The 19,123-nt window shown below is 40.9% G+C and carries 18 protein-coding genes; 12 read left to right on the top strand and 6 right to left on the bottom strand.

The window, feature by feature from the left end:
• Nucleotides 1-16: 16 nt before the first annotated feature.
• The 8 genes from PH_RS09890 to PH_RS06495 all read left to right on the top strand — a co-directional run bounded on the left by PH_RS09890 (nt 17) and on the right by PH_RS06495 (nt 9,639).
• A complete protein-coding gene (locus PH_RS09890; protein WP_010885451.1) occupies nt 17-184 on the top strand; it encodes a hypothetical protein in 168 nt (55 codons plus the stop codon).
• Nucleotides 181-1,794, top strand: a complete 1,614-nt coding sequence (locus tag PH_RS06465; protein ID WP_010885452.1) for a sodium/proline symporter — start codon at nt 181-183, stop codon at nt 1,792-1,794. The genes PH_RS09890 and PH_RS06465 overlap by 4 nt, the downstream gene beginning before the upstream one ends.
• Before the next feature lie 84 nt (nt 1,795-1,878).
• Complete coding sequence (locus PH_RS06470; protein ID WP_048053378.1) at nt 1,879-3,354, top strand: FAD-dependent oxidoreductase; 1,476 nt, start codon at nt 1,879-1,881, stop codon at nt 3,352-3,354.
• A gap of 4 nt (nt 3,355-3,358) precedes the next feature.
• Nucleotides 3,359-4,507, top strand: coding sequence for an NAD(P)/FAD-dependent oxidoreductase (locus PH_RS06475; protein WP_010885454.1), 1,149 nt, complete (start codon nt 3,359-3,361; stop codon nt 4,505-4,507).
• Nucleotides 4,508-4,602: 95 nt separating this feature from the next.
• Complete coding sequence (locus PH_RS06480; RefSeq protein WP_010885455.1) at nt 4,603-5,535, top strand: ABC transporter permease; 933 nt, start codon at nt 4,603-4,605, stop codon at nt 5,533-5,535.
• A 4-nt stretch (nt 5,536-5,539) separates the two neighbouring features.
• Nucleotides 5,540-6,466, top strand: coding sequence for an ABC transporter ATP-binding protein (locus PH_RS06485; RefSeq protein ID WP_010885456.1), 927 nt, complete (start codon nt 5,540-5,542; stop codon nt 6,464-6,466).
• Nucleotides 6,459-8,645, top strand: coding sequence for a COG1470 family protein (locus PH_RS06490; RefSeq protein WP_010885457.1), 2,187 nt, complete (start codon nt 6,459-6,461; stop codon nt 8,643-8,645). The genes PH_RS06485 and PH_RS06490 overlap by 8 nt, the downstream gene beginning before the upstream one ends.
• 1 nt (nt 8,646) lies before the next feature.
• Entirely contained in the window at nt 8,647-9,639 is a 993-nt protein-coding gene (locus PH_RS06495) for an ABC transporter permease subunit (RefSeq protein WP_010885458.1), read from the top strand.
• On the opposite strand, the gene PH_RS06500 is transcribed toward PH_RS06495, so the two are convergent.
• Entirely contained in the window at nt 9,631-10,800 is a 1,170-nt protein-coding gene (locus PH_RS06500) for a pyridoxal phosphate-dependent aminotransferase (protein ID WP_010885459.1), read from the bottom strand. The genes PH_RS06495 and PH_RS06500 overlap by 9 nt on opposite strands.
• Before the next feature lie 197 nt (nt 10,801-10,997).
• Between PH_RS06500 and PH_RS06505 the strand changes: the two genes are divergently transcribed.
• Both PH_RS06505 and PH_RS06510 read left to right on the top strand, forming a co-directional pair.
• A complete protein-coding gene (locus PH_RS06505) occupies nt 10,998-12,557 on the top strand; it encodes a Na+-dependent transporter (protein WP_048053592.1) in 1,560 nt (519 codons plus the stop codon).
• Between the two features lie 158 nt (nt 12,558-12,715).
• Nucleotides 12,716-13,450 (top strand): hypothetical protein, encoded by a 735-nt coding sequence (locus tag PH_RS06510; RefSeq protein ID WP_048053379.1) that lies wholly within the window; start codon nt 12,716-12,718, stop codon nt 13,448-13,450.
• Here PH_RS06510 and PH_RS06515 read toward each other — a convergent pair.
• From PH_RS06515 to PH_RS06535, 5 genes are read right to left on the bottom strand one after another with little or no spacing between them, the layout of a single operon-like run.
• Entirely contained in the window at nt 13,447-14,376 is a 930-nt protein-coding gene (locus tag PH_RS06515) for an RsmB/NOP family class I SAM-dependent RNA methyltransferase (protein ID WP_048053380.1), read from the bottom strand. The two genes, PH_RS06510 and PH_RS06515, sit on opposite strands and share 4 nt — an antisense overlap.
• A gap of 31 nt (nt 14,377-14,407) precedes the next feature.
• The gene (gene rpiA / locus PH_RS06520) at nt 14,408-15,097 is read right to left on the bottom strand and encodes a ribose 5-phosphate isomerase A (protein ID WP_010885464.1); all 690 of its coding nucleotides are present in this window, start codon (nt 15,095-15,097) and stop codon (nt 14,408-14,410) included.
• Nucleotides 15,098-15,100: 3 nt separating this feature from the next.
• Entirely contained in the window at nt 15,101-15,424 is a 324-nt protein-coding gene (locus PH_RS06525) for a hypothetical protein (protein WP_010885465.1), read from the bottom strand.
• 38 nt (nt 15,425-15,462) lie between these two features.
• A complete protein-coding gene (locus PH_RS06530) occupies nt 15,463-16,377 on the bottom strand; it encodes a hypothetical protein (RefSeq protein ID WP_010885466.1) in 915 nt (304 codons plus the stop codon).
• A 2-nt stretch (nt 16,378-16,379) separates the two neighbouring features.
• The gene (locus PH_RS06535; protein WP_010885467.1) at nt 16,380-16,943 is read right to left on the bottom strand and encodes a metallophosphoesterase family protein; all 564 of its coding nucleotides are present in this window, start codon (nt 16,941-16,943) and stop codon (nt 16,380-16,382) included.
• A 51-nt stretch (nt 16,944-16,994) separates the two neighbouring features.
• Between PH_RS06535 and PH_RS06540 the strand changes: the two genes are divergently transcribed.
• Together PH_RS06540 and PH_RS06545 are read left to right on the top strand one after the other, a co-directional pair.
• Nucleotides 16,995-17,684 carry a 16S rRNA methyltransferase gene (locus PH_RS06540; RefSeq protein ID WP_010885468.1) on the top strand — a complete coding sequence of 230 codons (690 nt, stop codon included), beginning with the start codon at nt 16,995-16,997 and terminating at the stop codon, nt 17,682-17,684.
• Nucleotides 17,685-17,734: 50 nt separating this feature from the next.
• A complete protein-coding gene (locus tag PH_RS06545; protein ID WP_010885469.1) occupies nt 17,735-19,108 on the top strand; it encodes a sodium-dependent transporter in 1,374 nt (457 codons plus the stop codon).
• Nucleotides 19,109-19,123 lie beyond the last annotated feature (15 nt).

Genomic DNA, 19,123 nt, shown 5'->3' on the forward strand with positions numbered 1-19,123 from the left:
ATTGGAGGTGACTTAGATGGGTTTTAGTGGAGCAGCTTGGGCCACGCTGCTAGTTCCAACGATTCTTGCTTTTGTAGTAATGATAGTTTATGGGTTTTGGGACAAAATTACGGGGAAGGAGTACTATGTAGATGAGGATATTTTAGCATATGATGAAGAGCTTACCAAGGAGGGTAGAGCATGAATCTAGGGATTCTTCTTGGCTTTTTGATTTACCTAGTTCTATTAGCCTACATTGGTTGGTGGGCCAATAGATACACTAAAACAGAGGAGCAATACTTCATAGGCGGAAGGAAAGTTCACGTTCTAGCAGCAACCCTTTCAGATAAGGCCAGCGACTTCTCAGGATGGCTCATGTTAGGTTATCCTGGAACGGCATTTAAAACAGGATTAGGAGCTTTTTGGGCCGCCATAGGATGTCTCTTCGGAACTCTAGCAGATTATCTCCTCATAGGACCTAGACTAAGGATATATGCCGGAAAGTTTAGATCCATAACACTTCCAGACTATTTAGAGGCAAGATTAAAGGATAATACAAAGTTAATAAGGATTCTAAGCGCTGCTATAATTCTGATCTTCATGACGGCCTACGTAGCTGCTCAGTTTGCTGCTGGAGGAAAGACTTTCTCAGAGGCCTTTGGAGTTAGCGTGACAACCGGAATACTGATAACAGTGATAATCCTAACGGCATATGTTATTACTGGAGGTTTCTTTGCAGTCGTATGGACTGATGTAGTTCAGGCTATGTTCATGCTCTTAACCTTAATTATAATGCCAATTTTAGCCCTTGCGGAGATTGGAGGTCTAGATAAAGCAACTCAAATAATTGGCTCAGTTAATCCAGCTAAACTCCACCCCTTTGGAGGAGCGACGGGTCTAGCAGCTATAGTTTTTGCCATAGGTTACGCTTCATGGATCGTTGGTTACCTTGGACAGCCTCATATAGTAACGAGATATATGAGCGTTGAGGATCCCAGGAAATTAAGGAGACCTGGAATATTCATCAGCGGAATATGGACAACTATAGTTCTATGGGGAGCATTCTTCGCAGGATTCCTAGGATTTGCACTAGCTATAAATGGAAGTATAAAAATTGATGACCCAGAGAAGATAGTCCCAGCAATGGCCGTTCACTTCTTACCTAGCTGGATAGCGGGGTTTGTAATAGCGGGAATAATTTCGGCCGTCATGAGTACGGCAGATTCTCAACTTTTAGTAGCATCTTCAGCAATTGCAAGAGATATATACCACAAGGTTCTAGGACAAGAGCTTGGAAAGAAACAGATGGTTAATATTTCAAGAGTTGTCGTTGCAATAGTTTCATTAATTGCAATGTGGTTCGCAATAAGCGGTCCAAAGGTTATTTATCAAATGGTGGCAACAGCCTGGGGAGGATTGGCCGTAGGGTTTGGGCCCATATTGACACTAAGTCTATGGTGGAAGCGTGTTACCAAGGAGGCAGGGATAATAGGAATGGGATATGGGCTGATCAGCGAAGTTCTCCTGGAGGCAAAGATCTATGGATGGGCATTCAATCCAAACGCTCCAGGATTCTTTGGAACTTTAGGAAAATGGTTCAACGGAGTTCCAGTATTCTTCATAAACTTCTTCATAACCTTGCTGGTGATAATAATAGTAAGCCTACTAACGAAGCCTCCTGAAGATGTTGTTAAACTGCATAAGGAGCTCTTTAAAAAAGTTCCGATAGAAAAGAGTGAGAAAATAAAGGTTGCAAGGGCAAAGAGCCAAGCTGAAAACGTCTTTGATTTTGCAATTGCTTCCGGCCTTCTTTAACCTTTTTTTGCTAACCTAATGTTTTATAAATTATGACTTTACATAGGTAATGTTGAATTTGTTTCAATTTTTGGAGGGATGCTCATGAGACCTCTAGATCTAACTGAGAAAAGAGGTAAGAAGGTAACGATATACTTCGAAGGGAAAGAGCTCGAAGCGTATGAAGGAGAGAAGCTTCCAGTAGCTCTTCTAGCCAACGAGATTTACTGGCTAACAACTTCAAATGAAGGGAGAAAGAGGGGAGCGTTTACCTTTGGTCCGGTGCCAATGACAGTTAACGGAGTTAAGGGCCTTGAGGCCAGGAGAATTAAGGTCAAGGATGGAATGAAGATAGAGAGGCAGGGATATTATGACTTCCATGAAGAGCCAGTTGTAGAGCCAGGGGAGATTGAGAGGGTAGTTGTAGATGTAGCAATCATAGGTGGGGGCCCCGCCGGGATTGGAGCAGCCCTCGAGCTTCAGCAGTATTTAACCGTAGCCCTAATAGAGGAGAGGGGATGGTTAGGGGGAGACATGTGGCTAAAGGGAATCAAACAGGAAGGATTCAACAAAGATAGTAGGAAAGTGGTAGAAGAACTTGTCGGAAAACTTAACGAAAACACAAAAATTTACCTCGAAACCTCGGCCCTAGGAGTCTTCGATAAGGGAGAATACTTCCTCGTTCCCGTAGTTAGAGGAGATAAATTAATTGAGATTTTGGCGAAGAGGGTAGTTCTAGCAACGGGGGCCATAGACAGCACAATGCTCTTCGAAAATAACGACATGCCTGGAGTCTTTAGAAGGGATTTTGCCCTTGAAGTTATGAACGTGTGGGAGGTAGCCCCAGGACGGAAAGTAGCAGTCACCGGAAGTAAGGCCGACGAGGTAATTCAAGAGCTTGAAAGATGGGGTATAGACTATGTACATATCCCGAACGTGAAGCGCGTTGAAGGAAATGAAAAAGTGGAGAGAGTTATAGACATGAACAACCATGAATACAAAGTTGATGCCTTAATATTTGCAGATGGAAGGAGGCCCGACATAAATCCAATCACTCAAGCGGGTGGAAAACTAAGATTTAGAAGAGGATACTATTCTCCAGTCCTCGATGAATATCACAGAATTAAAGATGGAATTTACGTTGCTGGAAGTGCTGTCTCGATAAAACCTCATTACGCCAATTATCTGGAAGGTAAACTCGTCGGAGCTTACATTCTTAAAGAATTCGGATACGATGCTCAGCCATGCATATATGAGGAGAAGCTCAGGGAGTACGAACCAGAAAGTTTATCCATTCCTAGGATCCCCTTGGATAAGTTTAACCTCGAAGATGTTCAAATATGTGGATGTGACGTCTCATTAAAGAAAGTTGATGAAGTCATAAGGAAAGGGATAACAGATCTGCAGATAATTAAGAGGTTAACTCACCTGGCCATGGGTTTCTGTCAGGGAAGGTACTGCCTGTTCAATGGGGCCGTGGTAGTTTCCCAAAGAACTGGAAAGAAGCTGAGCGAGATAGACTTGCCAGTAGCTAGGAGTCCTATAAAGAACGTCAAAATGGGAATTCTAGCTAGGAGGTGATTTCATGCTTCCAGAGAAGAGTGAAATAGTCGTGATTGGAGGGGGAATTGTTGGAGTCACAATAGCCCATGAACTTGCTAAGAGAGGAGAGGAAGTTACGGTTATAGAAAAGAGATTCATAGGTTCAGGCTCAACTTTCAGGTGCGGTACTGGAATAAGGCAACAATTCAATGATGAAGCTAACGTCAGGGTTATGAAGAGATCGGTAGAGCTTTGGAAGAAGTATTCTGAAGAGTACGGGTTCTCCTTCAAACAAACAGGTTACCTATTCCTACTTTACGATGATGAAGAGGTTAAGACCTTTAAGAGGAATATAGAGATCCAGAACAAATTCGGCGTACCCACAAAGCTAATAACTCCTGAAGAAGCAAAGGAGATAGTTCCACTATTAGATATAAGTGAGGTTATAGCAGCTTCCTGGAATCCAACTGACGGAAAGGCCGATCCCTTCGAGGCAACTACAGCATTTGCAGTAAAAGCCAAAGAGTATGGAGCTAAACTTCTCGAATATACGGAAGTTAAGGGATTTTTAATTGAGAATAATGAAATTAAAGGTGTAAAGACTAATAAAGGAATTATAAAAACGGGAATCGTCGTAAACGCAACAAATGCATGGGCTAATCTGATAAATGCAATGGCCGGTATAAAGACTAAGATACCAATAGAACCGTACAAGCATCAAGCCGTCATAACCCAACCAATAAAAAGAGGAACGATAAATCCAATGGTTATATCATTCAAGTATGGACATGCCTACTTGACCCAAACATTCCACGGTGGTATAATCGGAGGAATAGGTTACGAGATTGGGCCAACCTATGACCTTACTCCAACCTATGAATTTTTGAGGGAGGTTAGCTATTACTTCACGAAGATAATTCCAGCATTAAAGAATTTACTGATCCTTAGAACCTGGGCTGGGTATTACGCAAAGACGCCTGACAGCAATCCAGCTATCGGAAGAATTGAAGAGTTGAATGACTATTACATTGCAGCTGGTTTTTCAGGTCATGGCTTTATGATGGCACCTGCTGTTGGTGAAATGGTTGCAGAGCTGATAACTAAAGGGAAAACCAAGCTACCAGTAGAATGGTACGATCCCTACAGATTTGAAAGAGGAGAGCTAAGAACGGCCGCCCTCCAAATGGGCTGATCATTTTCTCTTCTTCTCTCTTTTTCAATTATAATTTAGCATGATACAGAAAAATTTTTAACTACTTAGGGTAGTCTCTACTAAGGTGTAGTAAAATGACTATACTTAACATAGCGATTAAGGAGCTAGAAAGTGGGATTAAAACTAAAAGATTCTATGGAATTTTAGTCCTGTTTGGTGCATTAACGGCATTGTATACAAGAGTAATGTATAACTTCGCATTGCTTTCACTTTCGAAGGCCTTTGTGACCCCATTTCAGCATTTATTTTTCTCGGCAGTCGAGCAACCATTTGTGTATTCCTTAACATTGATAGCGCTCCTGCTTGGGGTTACCTCGATAAACTCTGAGATCGAAAAGGGTACAATAAAGATTCTATACTCAAAGCCAATATACAGGGATACCATCCTCTTAGGAAAGTTCGTCGGAGGGTTCTTAATACTGGCAATATCCGTGGGGATATTTTACCTAATCGCCATAGGCTTAGCATTAATAGTTGGGGTACCAATCACGGGATACGATGCAACGAGATTGTTGACAATTTACATACTTTCAATCCTCTATGGACTAGCTATCTATTCCCTGGGAATGCTCTTCTCGACGTTAATAAAAAGCCAGAGAAATGGGATAATTGCAGGGATAGTTCTGTTTTTAGTTTTCGTTATAGTTATTCCAATGATAATCGCCCCTATTGTAGCTTTCGTAATCGCGGGGCCTCCAAACTTTGCTTCTGACTCAACGGAATGGCTAGAAAAGTATTCTTCAACGATCCTTATGATAGACTCGTTGACCCCAGTTTATCATTATCAGGAAATTATGAATATGGTTTATGGACAAAAGCCCCAGGAGGAAATAATGGAGCAATTACCCCTCCTCATGGAGAACGAAACGGAATTCAAAGTTGTCGAGGAGAGGCCGATAATCGAGGGCTTTAAGATGTGCCTAAATAATATAGTTGCCGTTCTTGTGACACTGTTCGTTTCTTTGGGATTGAGCTATTATAAGTTCGCGAATATGGATTTGAGGTGATATTATGTACGCAATTGAAGTTGAGAAGCTAACTAAAAGTTATGGAAAATTTAAGGCCATTGATAATCTATCCTTTGTTGTAGATGAGGGGATAGTGTTCGGCTTCCTGGGACCTAACGGAGCTGGAAAGACAACGACGATCTTAAGCATGCTCGGCATTATAATCCCAGATAGTGGAGACGTAAGAATACTTGGCTATGATATATTTAAGGAACCTCTTAAGGCTAAGGAGAGACTTGGATTCCTACCAGAAAATGCCACGATATACGAAGAGTTAACGGCATGGAGAAACCTTGACTTTTTCGCAAGCTTCTACAGAATGTCAAAACAGGAAAAAGAAAAGAGGATCGAGGAGCTCCTAAAGTTAGTGGGACTATGGGATGTGAGGTACAGGAAGGCAAAGACGTTCTCTAAGGGTATGAGGCAGAGACTCCTCCTCGCTCAAGCCCTCATAAACGATCCTGAACTTTTAATCCTGGATGAACCAACCAGTGGCCTGGATCCCGAAGGAGCAAGACTAGTAAAAGATATAATTAGGGAGCAGAGAAAGCAGGGAAAGACTGTCTTCTTTTCATCCCACATACTTAGTGAAGTCGAAGAACTAGCAGATAAGGTTGGAATAATAGTTAAGGGAAAGCTTAGAACGGTAGGAACACTGGAGGAGATAAAGAAGCAGTACATGGAATTAGAGGGATACGAGATAAAGATAGAAACTAAGCAACCATTACCTGAGCTTGAAATTCCAGATATAATAAGGATCGAAAAGACAACCGAGAATAAGGCAATAATCTTCGCAAAGTCTGATATAAGGGAAAGCATAAGTGAAGAGTTAGCCAAGAAGGGGATCACCATTATAAGCCTTGAAATTGAGGAGCCTAGCCTAGAGGATGTATTCTTAAAGACAATATATAGGAGGGAAGGAAATGAATAGGTACCTTGCTTTACTTCTTGTTTTGCTATTGTTGACCCCATCAATTAAGTTAAGCACTGCTAAAGAGGTTAACATAGTGATATTTAAGGGAAGAATACTACCCCAGGAGAGGCTTATAATTGGGAACTACACAATAACGGTAGAATTTGGAATAGATAACTTTCCTTACGTTATAGTTTCAAATGGAACATCAAAATTGGTTATAGAGAGAGCTGAGTTTGGAGCAAGCATCACCATTGAAAACTTAAGCATAACAATTGGAAGTTATAACGCCAGGAAGGGACTATTTATAGTGGCAAGCTGGAGCTCCGAGGGAGAAAAGCACGTCGCAAAGGTAGGAAGATATTTTGAAGGGTTCGAGGTTATAACTGTGACGAATTCTAGTGTAACCTTAAAGAGGGGAATTACCACAATTGAAGTACCAAAGGATAAGCTTATATTGTACGGGAGATACGGGATAAGATACTCCAATGGAACGATATTCCTTTATAAACTTCCTTCAGTTGAAGTCAAGAAAAAGGAAGAGAGAGAACTTGTAGTTTTCTATCCTTACAGCGAGGTAACAACCGAAGTAAACCGCAGTATTATGCTACCACTTACGATTTTCAACAATGGGACGGAAACAGTTAACGTCACGTTTTCAGTCGTTAACGCTCCAAAGGATTGGGATGTTAAGTTCTACTATCAGGGGATCGAAATTAAGAAGTTAAAACTCAGGGAAAAGGAGAGTATAACCCTTCAACTTAAGGTACTACCCTCCTCCGCTGGAAGTCATGTAGTAAAGTTTTCGATAAATGGAGATATATACTCCTTTTATGTTAACGTCGTTCAACCAAAGATGGAAGCATTAAAGATCACAGCTCCTATACTAGTTCAAGAAGCAGAAGCTGGAAGTAAGGTCACGTTCTCGGTATTATTATCCGCGGGAGAGGATTCGGTAATATCAATGGACGTTAGGGAACCTAGGGATTGGAAAGCTTGCATCTTAGTCGATGGAGTAAGAGCCCAGGAAATCTACCTCAGGAGAGGAGAGACAAAAGTTGTTAACCTAATACTAGAGATCCCCAGAAATGCTAGTTTGGGATATTACGAAAGTAAGATAAGCTTTACAGTTAGAAAATCCAACGGAGAAGTTATTAAGAATGAAACGATAACATTAGGAGTTAACATTTACAAGACCTACAAAGGGCAGAAAGCAACCCTCAAGTTGATTTTAGTGGATGATACCGGGAGCCCGGTACCAAAGGCATTGGTCAAGGTTGGAAATGAGAGCTACGCAACAGATTCCACAGGAACTTTAGAAGTTGAAATGAATCCCGGCAAGTACGTAATCACGATAGAAAAGGAGGGATATGAAACAAAGAAAGAAGAAGTCGAGTTAGGAGATGGGGAGAAGAAAGAGTTAAAGCTCCTGCTCGTTAGGGAACCATACTACTTTAACGTTGAAGCCCAATCAGATATTTATCCAATCGTGATGGAAGGGCTGAGTAGGCCTTTCACTATAGTAATAGAAAACCTAGGAAAGAGCGACGATGAATATAAGTTAGAGATCAGGGGCATTCCAGAAAATTGGAATGCATTCTTTACCGAAAGTGCTGAAGGAAATATAGAAGTTACAAAGGTTAAGGTGAAATCCGGGGAAACTAAAACAGTCTACCTTAAAGTTTATCCATCTCTAAATGCCATGCCAGGAACTTATAATGCCACTATAACGGTCATCAGTTCTTCCGGAATTAAAAAGGAAATCCCCGTAAAAATTAAGCTCATAGGCTCATATAACATGAATGTTAACCTCCTTAATTACAGGTTAACAATAACCGCTGGAGAGGAGAAAACCGCAATGATGGATATATTTAACTTTGGAAACGCACCTTTAACTAACTTAAAGATAACAGTGAAAGGTCCCCAGGGATGGGATGTAAAGGTTGACCCATCTCAGATACCATCCCTATCTCCAAAAGGTAGGGAGAGGGTAACGATCACGGTTAAAGTGCCAGAAGGAACCCCAGCAGGAGACTACAGAGTTCAAATTACCGTTAAGGCGGATCAGGCCGAATGGCAGGATACATTAAGGGTAGTTGTTAGACAGAGATCAACCTCAACTTACATCGGGGTTCTTATATTAATAATATCATTTGCCCTAGTGCTCTTCATGATGAGAAGAATCGGGAGGAGGTAAAATGGGTGCTGAACTTAACATAGCAAGCAAAGAGCTGTATACAGCAGTAAAAACTAAGAGGTTCATAATCCTGCTCTCCACTTATTTAGTTTTTCTATTCCTAACTGTTTATTTCTCAAGGGAGTTCTCAAGTCAAGATGTTGGATACATTTCAAGTATGTCAATCTTTGGGGCGAGTGGGACGGTATATAGAACTCCTATCTCCTCAATATTCATAAACAATGCAATGCTATGGGCATTTTTTGGTTCTTTATTGGGCGTTCTCCTAGGAGCAGACGCTATAAACAGGGAACTCTCAAAGGGGACTATAAAAGTCTTGCTTGGGCATCCAGTGTACAGGGATCAAGTAATCAACGGAAAATTCCTTGGAAATGCCTTGGCCTTAGGCATCGTAATCTTCGTGGGATTCATATTCACGATAGCCCTTGCCCTGATCTTTGGAATTCCTATGAAGGGTTTTTCCATGGTAAGACTATTAGTCCTATCTTTAGTTGTGCTCCTTTATACGCTGGTCTTCTTAAGCTTAGGGGTTATGATCTCTTCAATCATAAGGAGCCCAGAAACCGCTATGATAGTTGGAATAGGAATCTCCCTATTCTTCATTATGGTCTACCCAATGATAGCTTCTTACCTCGCCGGCCATATGGTTGGTCCAATGCCTGAGTGTAGAGCGACTGTAGTTCAGAGGACGATCACGGTCGGTACCGAAACGGTAATTGCACGAGAAACGACCACGGAGCATTGTGAAGAGATATACATGGAATGGTATGAAGAAAAGCAAAAATGGGAAAAAAGGATAAACTTGCTAAATCCGACTATGCACTTTGCCCAACTTATGATCTACACCTTTGCGGGCGATGAGGAAACTAGGGATTATTTACCACTCGGAGAAAGCCTAAGCTATGGAATCAACAACCTTGCAATCCTCATTGTTGAGCTACTGTTTCCGTTCTCAATAGCTTACGCTAGATTCATGACCAAGGATTTAAACTAGCTTCCTCTCCTTTAACACCCTTTCCATTCTATCCATGGCCTCTTCAAGCTTCTCATAAGCTGTTGCATAGCTGATCCTTACGTATCCCTCACCGGCTTTTCCAAAGGCACTACCTGGAACTACTGCAACCCTAGCTTCTTTAAGCATGAGCTCGCTGAATTTCTTGCTCGTTAGCCCAGTATCCCTTATCCTCGGGAATATGTAAAATGCACCCTTCGGCTTTACCGTTGGGAGTCCCATCTCGTTAAGCCTCTTCCACACGAGCTTTCTTCTTCTGTCGTACTCCTTTCTCATCTCTTCAACAGCTTTCCAGCTTCTCTCATCCTTTAACGCTTTAGCAGCAGCGTATTGTATGAAAGTCACTGGACAAGTAGCGTTATACATCTGAAACTTCACCATCCTCTCTATTATCCAAGAAGGCGCTGCAACAAATCCCAACCTCCAGCCCGTCATTGCAAACGTCTTTGAGAATCCGTTAACGGTTATTGTCCTTTCAAACATTCCATCCAGGGAGGCTATACTGTAGTGCCTAGCATCATCGTAAATGAAGTGCTCATAAACTTCATCGCTTATTACAATTAGATCATGTTCAACGACAAAATCCGCTATCTCTTCTAGATCTTTCTTAGTTAACACTGCTCCCGTTGGATTACACGGTGAGTTTATTATTAAAGCTCTAGTCTTGTCGGTAACATACTTTTTAAGCTCATCAACGTTTAGCCTGAATTCATCCTCTTCGTACGTTGGGACTTCAACGGGCTTTCCTCCAGCCAATATAACGGCAGGTGCGTAGCTGACAAAGGCTGGAGTTGGTATTAATACCTCTTCACCATCCTTAAGAAAAGCCGAGAGGCCCATTAAGAAAGCTTGGTTCGCACCTAATAAGACCATTATCTCTGTCTTTGGATCAGCCTCTATGCCATTCTGCTTCTTTAACTTTTCAGCTATGGCTTCCCTAAGCTCTAAAAGCCCTATATTTGGACCATAATGAGTCAATCCCTTATCCAGGGCTTCCTTGGCATACTCCTTAATATGTTGAGGCGTATCAAAATCAGGTTCCCCTATTCCCAGGGAGATAACATCCTTCATTCCTGCAGCAATATCAAAGAGCTTTCTAATTTCAGAAGCACTAACTAATTCTAATCTGTCACTTAGCGCCATCTTCAATCACCACTTGAGAATATGATAATCGAGTTTAAAACCCAATCTGTCCTCGATACGAATATTTTACAAACAAGTAAAAGATATCACTCCAATTCAATCCTAATCTTTCGATAGTTCCCAGATAACCTTTATAAAGCTTGACAAACTTATAGCCTATGTCCCACTTTGTCCTCGATTGAGGAGGTGACATGGATATGGAGCAAAGGGAAAGGTGGGCAACAAAGATTGGACTTATTTTAGCAATGGCAGGAAATGCCATCGGTCTAGGAAACTTCGTTAGATTCCCAACTCAGGTTGCTGGAAACGGTGGAGGAGCATTCATGGTTCCTTATTTCCTTGCACTGTTCCTCCTTGGAATTCCAGTGATGTGGGTTGAGTGGGTTCAAGGTAGGTACGGTGGAAAGTACGGACATGGTACCCTAGGTCCAACGTTCTACTTAATGGCTAGGGAAAGTTTAAAGCCTAGAAGTGCGTTGTGGTTTGGTTTAATCGGTGGAGCTTTAGCGTTTGCAACGACAACCTTGCTTAACAGCTACTACCTTCACTTAATCGGCTGGTCCGCGGCTTACTCGTGGTTCAGCATAACTGGAGCATACTACGGTAAGAATACAGCCCAGTTCTTCAGCCAATATCTGAGTAACCATGGTCTCGTGTTCCTATTCTGGGGAATAACGGTAGTTCTCCTGGGAATAGCAGTTGGACAAGGCGTAAGTAAGGGAATTGAGAGATGGGTTAAGGTAATGATGCCCCTCTTGTATGTGTTTGCAATAATCCTAGTAATCTACGTGTTTGCTTTAGGTTCTCCACTAGGACAACCCCAGTGGTCAACAATTAAGGGATTCGAGTTCATCTGGTCACCAAACTGGGGCTATCTAAAGGATCACCTATGGAAAGTAATGCTTGCAGCGAGTGGTCAGATATTCTTCACGCTCTCTCTAGGAATGGGTATCATACAGAACTATGCTTCGTACCTAGGGCCAAAGGATGATGTTGCACTATCAGGATTAGCAACTGTTTCACTAAACGAGTTTGCCGAAGTAGTTCTTGGTGGTTCAATTGCAGTTCCATTGGCAGTTGCCTACGCTCCAAAGATCGTTCCTCCAGATGTCCTTGCAAAAGGAAGTGATGCTGCATTAGCCTGGATTTCGGAGAACTTTGGACTCGGATTCTCATACACGAGCCTTCCAAACATATTCGTGCAGATGGGAACAGCAGGAAGGTTCTTTGGAGCTCTATGGTTCCTCCTGCTCTGGTTTGCAGGATTTACCTCAGCAATAGCAATGTATAACTATTTAACCGCACTACTTGAAGAAGATCTAGGAATAAAGAGGAGCGTTGGAACATGGGTAGTCTTCATAATCTACTTCCTCCTGGGAATTCCAGTAGTTTACATAAATGGTTATCTTGACCAGGTAGATGCCTGGATAAGCTTCCAGCTTGCACTACTTGCATTGTTCGACATAATTGTCAGCGTATGGCTATTCAAGCCAGACAACTTCTGGAGAGAGCTACACGAGGGAGCACTAATTAACGTTCCAGAGTTCTACAAGTGGATAACGGTGATAATAGCACCAATATTCATAGCACTACCACTGTTTGGTACGTTCACTGACCTAGTAAGTAAAACTCTCGGGTGGCCAGCTAAGATAGCAATACTCACAATGCTAACCATTGGTGCAATTGAAGCCTACTACGCTATCAAGAAGAAGTATGGCGAAGAACTAGAGAAGAACGAGGTAATAATAAAGGTCTGAGGTGGTAAGAATGTGGGCAGTCTACATGAGCATTGCATGGCTAATAATCTTTATCATGATGGGATGGAGCATCAACAAGCTTATGAAAGCCCAGCCCAAGACCTGACTTTAATTCTTTTTAAGCTTTTATTTTTACCTTAATTTTGGAGGTGTATCTTGTGAAAAGTCCAGAGATTCTTAGGGAGGTTTCTGAAAATCTAAAAAAAGCTTCAGAGAAATTAGAAAAAGTTGGGGTTCTTGAAGAAAATAAAAAGAGAAAAGCAATTAAGCTGTTAACAGAGGCGTCTCAAAATTTTTTGAAACTTAGCTCTGAGGTCGAGGTGGATAACGTTCAGATGGCAGAATTTTTCAGGAAGAGATCTGTCGAGATAAAGAACAATTCCACAGATAGGGGCATAGAAAGGATTGGAGAGAAGGAGTATATGAAAAGCGTTGAAAAGATGAATCTTTACTCTAAGGCAGCATTTTATGACTTCAAAAGAAGTATGCTCCTAGAATTAAAGAAGTTTTATAGGTTATTCATCTTTGGAATGGCCCTATATTTCGTACTTTCGGGGCTTTCAACGAGACCTGAGCTTGCAATAACTGCTCTAATATTAGCAATCCCAGCGATATTATCAATGTTAAGCTTGCAAAGAAGGGGATACACTGGGCTCATGCTAGCTTATGCAGTTTCCCCTATTCCGATAATTCAGAGTGCTATGCTTATTAGGATGTTCTATTCAGTCGTAACTAATCCAGAAGCCATTAGGAAGGCCGCAGAAGCTTTGGGAAAAAGTCAAGAATTCGTAGTAGTGTACTCGTACCTAGTGATAATCCTCTCGCTAATAGACTTTGGATTGCTGAGCTATGGATTGTATGGGTTGGCAAAACATAGGTACGCGTTCCTCTAAAGCTTTCTAATTTTTGCAATGAAAAATCCACTTGTTTCGTGCACATCTGGATAAAGCCTTCTTGCATTTTTTATTTCTTCACTAAGTTCTATCCCAAAGGGGTTTGTTAAAGCAGGCTCCCCGTATTTTAAGGGAAGAAGCTCAACGTCAAAATTATCTAGAGCCCATTGAATAACGAATTCGTTCTCTTCTGGTTCCAACGAGCAAGTTGAATAAACTAGTATTCCCCCCGGCTTCAAGACTTCGAGCCCCTTCTCTAATAATCTCATCTGAAGGCCTTGACAGAACTTAATGTCATCCATTGTCCTGTTCCACTTCCTTTCAGGATTTTTGTGTATCGTACCAGACCCAGTACATGGGGCATCAAGTAGGATCTTATCAAATTCTACGTTCAGCTCACCAATATGCAGAGAGGATGAGTGAAATAGAATAACATTAAGAACCCCCAATCTTGAAAGGTTAAGTCTAGTTTCCCTTAGCCTATTTTCGTCCACATCAAAAGCATATATTACCCCATCATTTCTCATTAATTGCGCAAGGTAACTAGTTTTCCCTCCAGGAGCAGCGGCCATATCAGCTACAATCTCACCTGGTTTGGGATCGAGGGCTACTGGAGGGTACATTGAACTGGCCTCTTGGATGTAAATTAGTCCAGTAAGGAACTCTGGAGTCGACGTTATTGAGAAGGGTTCCCTTGTAAGACAGAAACCTTCCTTAGCCCAGGGAACCCTCTTAAATTGGAAACCCTTCTTGTTAAGCCTTTTAACAAGATCTTGAACTGAAATCTTTAAAGTATTGACCCTAAAACACCGAGGTAACGGTTTTTCCATGGCCTCAGCTATTCTTATAGCCCTCTCACCCCAAAGCTGAAAATACCTATCAGCAAATAACTTTGAATAACCAAGACGTAGGAGTTTATCGAGCATAGAGGGAGATAGTTTCATCGTTTTAAATTACTTACCTTTCAAGTTTCTTGACGCCCTCTCTCGTTCCAACTATAACTATATCCGCTATGTCTGCAAATATCCCGTTTTCAATTACCCCCGGAATTGTGTTCAGTTCTATCTCCATGTCCAGGGGATCATCTATCCTAGGGAACTTCGCATCTATTATGAAGTTCCCATTATCCGTGATTACGGGTCCGTCTTTATTGACCCCCATTCTTAGTTCAGCTTTTGCATTAAAGATAGAAAGCTCTTCTATTATTGCCTTCCACGCCTGCGGAATTACCTCAATTGGAACCGGCATCTTTTGACAGAGGTAATCGACGAGCTTCCTTTCATCAACCAGGACAATAAATGTACCAGCCCTATATTCAATGATCTTTTCCATTGTTAACGCTGCTCCCCTACCTTTAATTAAGTTTAAATTAGGATCCACCTCATCAGCACCATCAACGGCAACATCTATGGCATCAACTTGATCTAAAGAAGCTATTGGAATATCATGCTCTATCGCAAGTAGCTTTGCCTGGTAAGATGTAGGAACCCCTACTATATCCGATATTTCTCCCCTCTTTAATTTCTCTCCCAACAGTTTAATGAAGTATGCCGTTGTTGATCCTGTCCCTAACCCTATAACCATGTCATCTTCAATGAATTTCAAAGCCTCTTTAGCTGCAATCTTTTTCATCTCTTCAACGTTCATACATCATCCCTTCGATACATTGTAATACAGGGTCCCATTATAATAGGGAACGGCCTGGTAATTTATTATTACCGTATACGTCATGCCCGTAAAGTATAGCCAGAAAAAGAAGAAGCTCCAAAATGTCTTCTTTAAGATTACCTTCTCATTTTTAAGTTCCTCTGGCAACTCGGGCACAAGGGCTATTAGGAGTTTAGGGGAGATAACATATATTGCCCATCCTATTATCCAACCTAGGGGAGCATAAACTGAAAGTAAACCACTTATGATACCTGCAATCGTAAATATCCCATAAGCAATGAGCATCATCTTGTTCTCGGGATTCACCTACATCCACCTCTCAACACTCCTCTCAAGTAGGCTTTTTAAATAGTTTTTGCCAACTTGTTTTCAATTTCCCTTAGCTCGTGAAGTGCTTCATCGCTCAACATCATCTCAAGCTCTTCCCTAGACTTGGAAGCTAGCTCAAATTTCGAGCTAAATTCACCGATCTCAAACCAATTTAACTTTTTTCCCTGTAATTCAACATCTATATCGCAGAGTCGCTTATATCCGAGGTATTCAAGCCCCTTAAGCAAGAATTTTATTCTCTTAGGATCTTCCCAGGAGATCAACTTCATCCTGTATACGGGAACCTTAAGCATCGGCCTCGGGTAATCCCACCCCCATCCGCTACCGATTATGTATCCCAAGTCGAGATCCTCCACAACTATTGCTATCCTTTCCACATTCTCCAAATAGTGGTCAGTTTGATCGTAAAGTTTTATAACTAGCTCGTTCCATTCTGGAAGCACGCTAAGTAAAATCGCCGGCCCTTCAAGTAGTAACCTCCTGTATATTGAATTTATATCAGCATTTATGACGAACGCTATAGATACGTCTTCTAATTGAAGAGGCCTAGTAAGAGGCTTTTCAGTTAGCAGAATTATTGTTTCTCTGGGGGTTGAATTCAATATAGCTTCCAAAGGATCTTTTTCCATTCCACGAATCTTTTCCTTTAGGATTTTTATTGTCTCTTCTGGATTAGGAGTTCTAAACAGAAGGATGGATCCGCAAACTCGAATCTTGATTCCCATATTAAGCATTTTTGAAAGAACAATCCAGGGTAAGTTCTTGAATAGTACTGCACTTCCGTTGGAAGTAATGAATATCGTTTCAAGTTCTCCAGATTCCTTAAAGGCTTCGTCTAAACTTACTATTTTTCCTAGCCCTAGATCGGAAATTACGTCATACCCTCCCTCGAGCATACATATCACGGGTCCAAATCTGAGTATTCTCACTTTTACAGCCCCCTAAAAATTCTATAGCCTCTGTCATAGTTTACCCATGAAGGATATCTAATTTTAACCACTTTCCACTCTGGAAACAGGATTATATGGATTGCATGTATTCCATTAAAGGGGAATAAGCTTTTGGGATCATGTCCATACAGCTTGAATTCAGCTTCCTTACCTTTCACATCCTCCGGCTTATGCCCGAGGGCAAACGTTCTTCCATAGATTTCAATGATAGTTCCGGGATTTACGAGAATTACATCCCTCCCTAAGATCTCCCTTATTATCTCTTTGTCATCTTCATTTCCTGGGACAAGGTACACAATCCTTCCTCTTATTATATTCTTAAATTTTATAAGCGCATTCTCATATTCTTTTTTAAGCCAGGGTTTCCTTTCAAGCTTTATATCATCTGCTAAATCTCCAGTATGGATTATAATATCCGGCTTAATTAAGTTTAAGATCTCGTCAAAGGTTCTATAAAAGCTCACCGGCGTATCGCTAACATGAAGTACTCTCTTCTCGGCCTTAAAAACACAATCAGGAACTTTTATCTTTCTATGAAACAACACAAGTTTAAATAAATTTAATTAAATAAAAGGATTTCCATAGAGGGATGAGCCATGGAAGAAAAAAAGAGACTTCACTTAATAATAGCCGATGCAGAATTGGAAACCGTTCCTCCAGAGATCCTCGATCACCCCGCGATAGTGAACTATGCAAAGAGAAGAAAGAAGAGACCAGAAAAGATAATACTTGACTCAACATATCATCATGCTGCACTAAGGCAATTAGAGGATGGAGAAAGAAGGGGAAGGCCAGATATAGTTCACATATGCCTGTTAAATGCACTTGACAGTATATTAAACAAAGAAGACAGACTTAGAGTGTACGTACATACAAGGAATGACTATGTGATATATATAAAACCGGAAACAAGGCTTCCCAGGAACTATAATAGATTCATCGGTTTAATGGAGAACCTATTCGAAAAGGGAGCTGTCCCAGAAGATTTAGAACTCCTTAGAATGGAGAAGAAAACTCTCAACGAGTTAATAGAGGAAATAAATCCTGATGTAGTATTTATAATGCATGAAGAAGGAGAGCTCATGATACCCAAGAACTTCGGCAAGCTCCTTGATAAGTTCAAGAAACCTACAGTTATAGTTGGAGGATTCCCCCATGGCGATTTTAAGAGTAAGGTTGATGGAGTAAAGATAAGCCTATACAGGGAACCTTTAATGGCCTGGACTATAGTCAACGAGGTGATAGTATCTTACGAATGGGAAGTTATTAAAAAGTTTAAGAGTTAGCCCTGAAATTTTAAAATAAATTTAAGACCAAGGAAAGGAGGTGGATTGAATTGGCCCAAAGAACTCTATACTTCGCTTCGATATTTATAGCTTACATGATTGGGATTTGGACGTTTACGCTGGTTCCAAAGATATTGATAATGGGAGGACTAACAGGCCTCCTTTTAATCTTGACGTTCTCAGGAATAATAAGCGGTATAGTAGCACTAGAGATATACGAAATAAAGAATAGGCCATACAGAATTCACGAGTTCATGACAAAGTTTGTGAAAACACCTTCAATATCAATAATCTTACTTAGCTTCCTCTTTATTGTAACAAGTATAACAGCTCACTATACCGGAATGAGCATTGAGAGCATGGTAAATACTCCAATCCCAGGAGTTGGAATCTTAGTAATCTTTCTGGGAATGCTTCTATTGGTGCTCACGAGGTCAAGATCCCTTGATATAATAGTTGTATCCTCTGTATTGACAGTAGTTTTGATAATAACTGGAATGCTTTTCCTCAGAAACCAGGCAGAGAGCATCGTAAATACTCAACTCTCCCGCTCGTTCATTTCAAATGTATTCACAGCTGTAAAGAGTTTTAATATTAACATAAGCCTACTAGAAGTTGAATATGCATTCATAATTTCTGTACTTATATTTGGACTTGGTATGGGATTCTATTATATTATTGGAGGACCTTTAGCAACCCTTAAGGTGGATGTAAGGAAGGTTATAATTGTAACAATCCTAATTCAGGTTATAATATCCTTTGTTGCAGTAGCGACCCTTGCGTACTCGGTGGGAATAGCACATCAAGCGTTTCGAGATGCCTTTATGAAAGGTAAAGCAAAGGAGGCTTTAGAGGTTTATAGAGAATACTTCAATCCGTTATGGGAGGAATACAGAAGGTCTGAAGGATTTAACCCAAAGGTAGCCATAGAAAGCCTATACAATATACCAAACATGCTCAGAGACCTTAAAATGAAAGGATCGCTTGGGATCATAGTATCCCTAATGGGATCAATATTTCTCGCTGGATTTACGACTGTACTAGTCTTATTGGAAATTGGAGGACAGCTTATAATGGATATATTCCAAGTTAATAGGAGAACCGGGATAACAATAGTAGCACTATTATCCTCACTATTCGCTGGATTTGCTTATCTGAACCCGCTCAGGGTTATATTATTAAGCACGGTAATCTCCATAATGCCCTTGATAGGTTTCATAGAGTTCTATCCAGTTATGAAGTTAAGGTCAAGCTTAATTAGCTATGTACTAGGTAGTATACTGTTAATATTTGGAATAGCAGATATAGTTGCAATATTGCAATTCAAAAACTATTACTACGAACTTGGGGTGATAGTTGGGTTAATGCTATTAATACCCCTAGCTTTCAATAAGCTATTAATCAAGCCAACAACAAAAAGCTAATAAGTAATCTACCGC

It is taken from the genome of Pyrococcus horikoshii OT3, assembly GCF_000011105.1.
Classification (GTDB): Archaea; Methanobacteriota_B; Thermococci; order Thermococcales; family Thermococcaceae; genus Pyrococcus; species Pyrococcus horikoshii.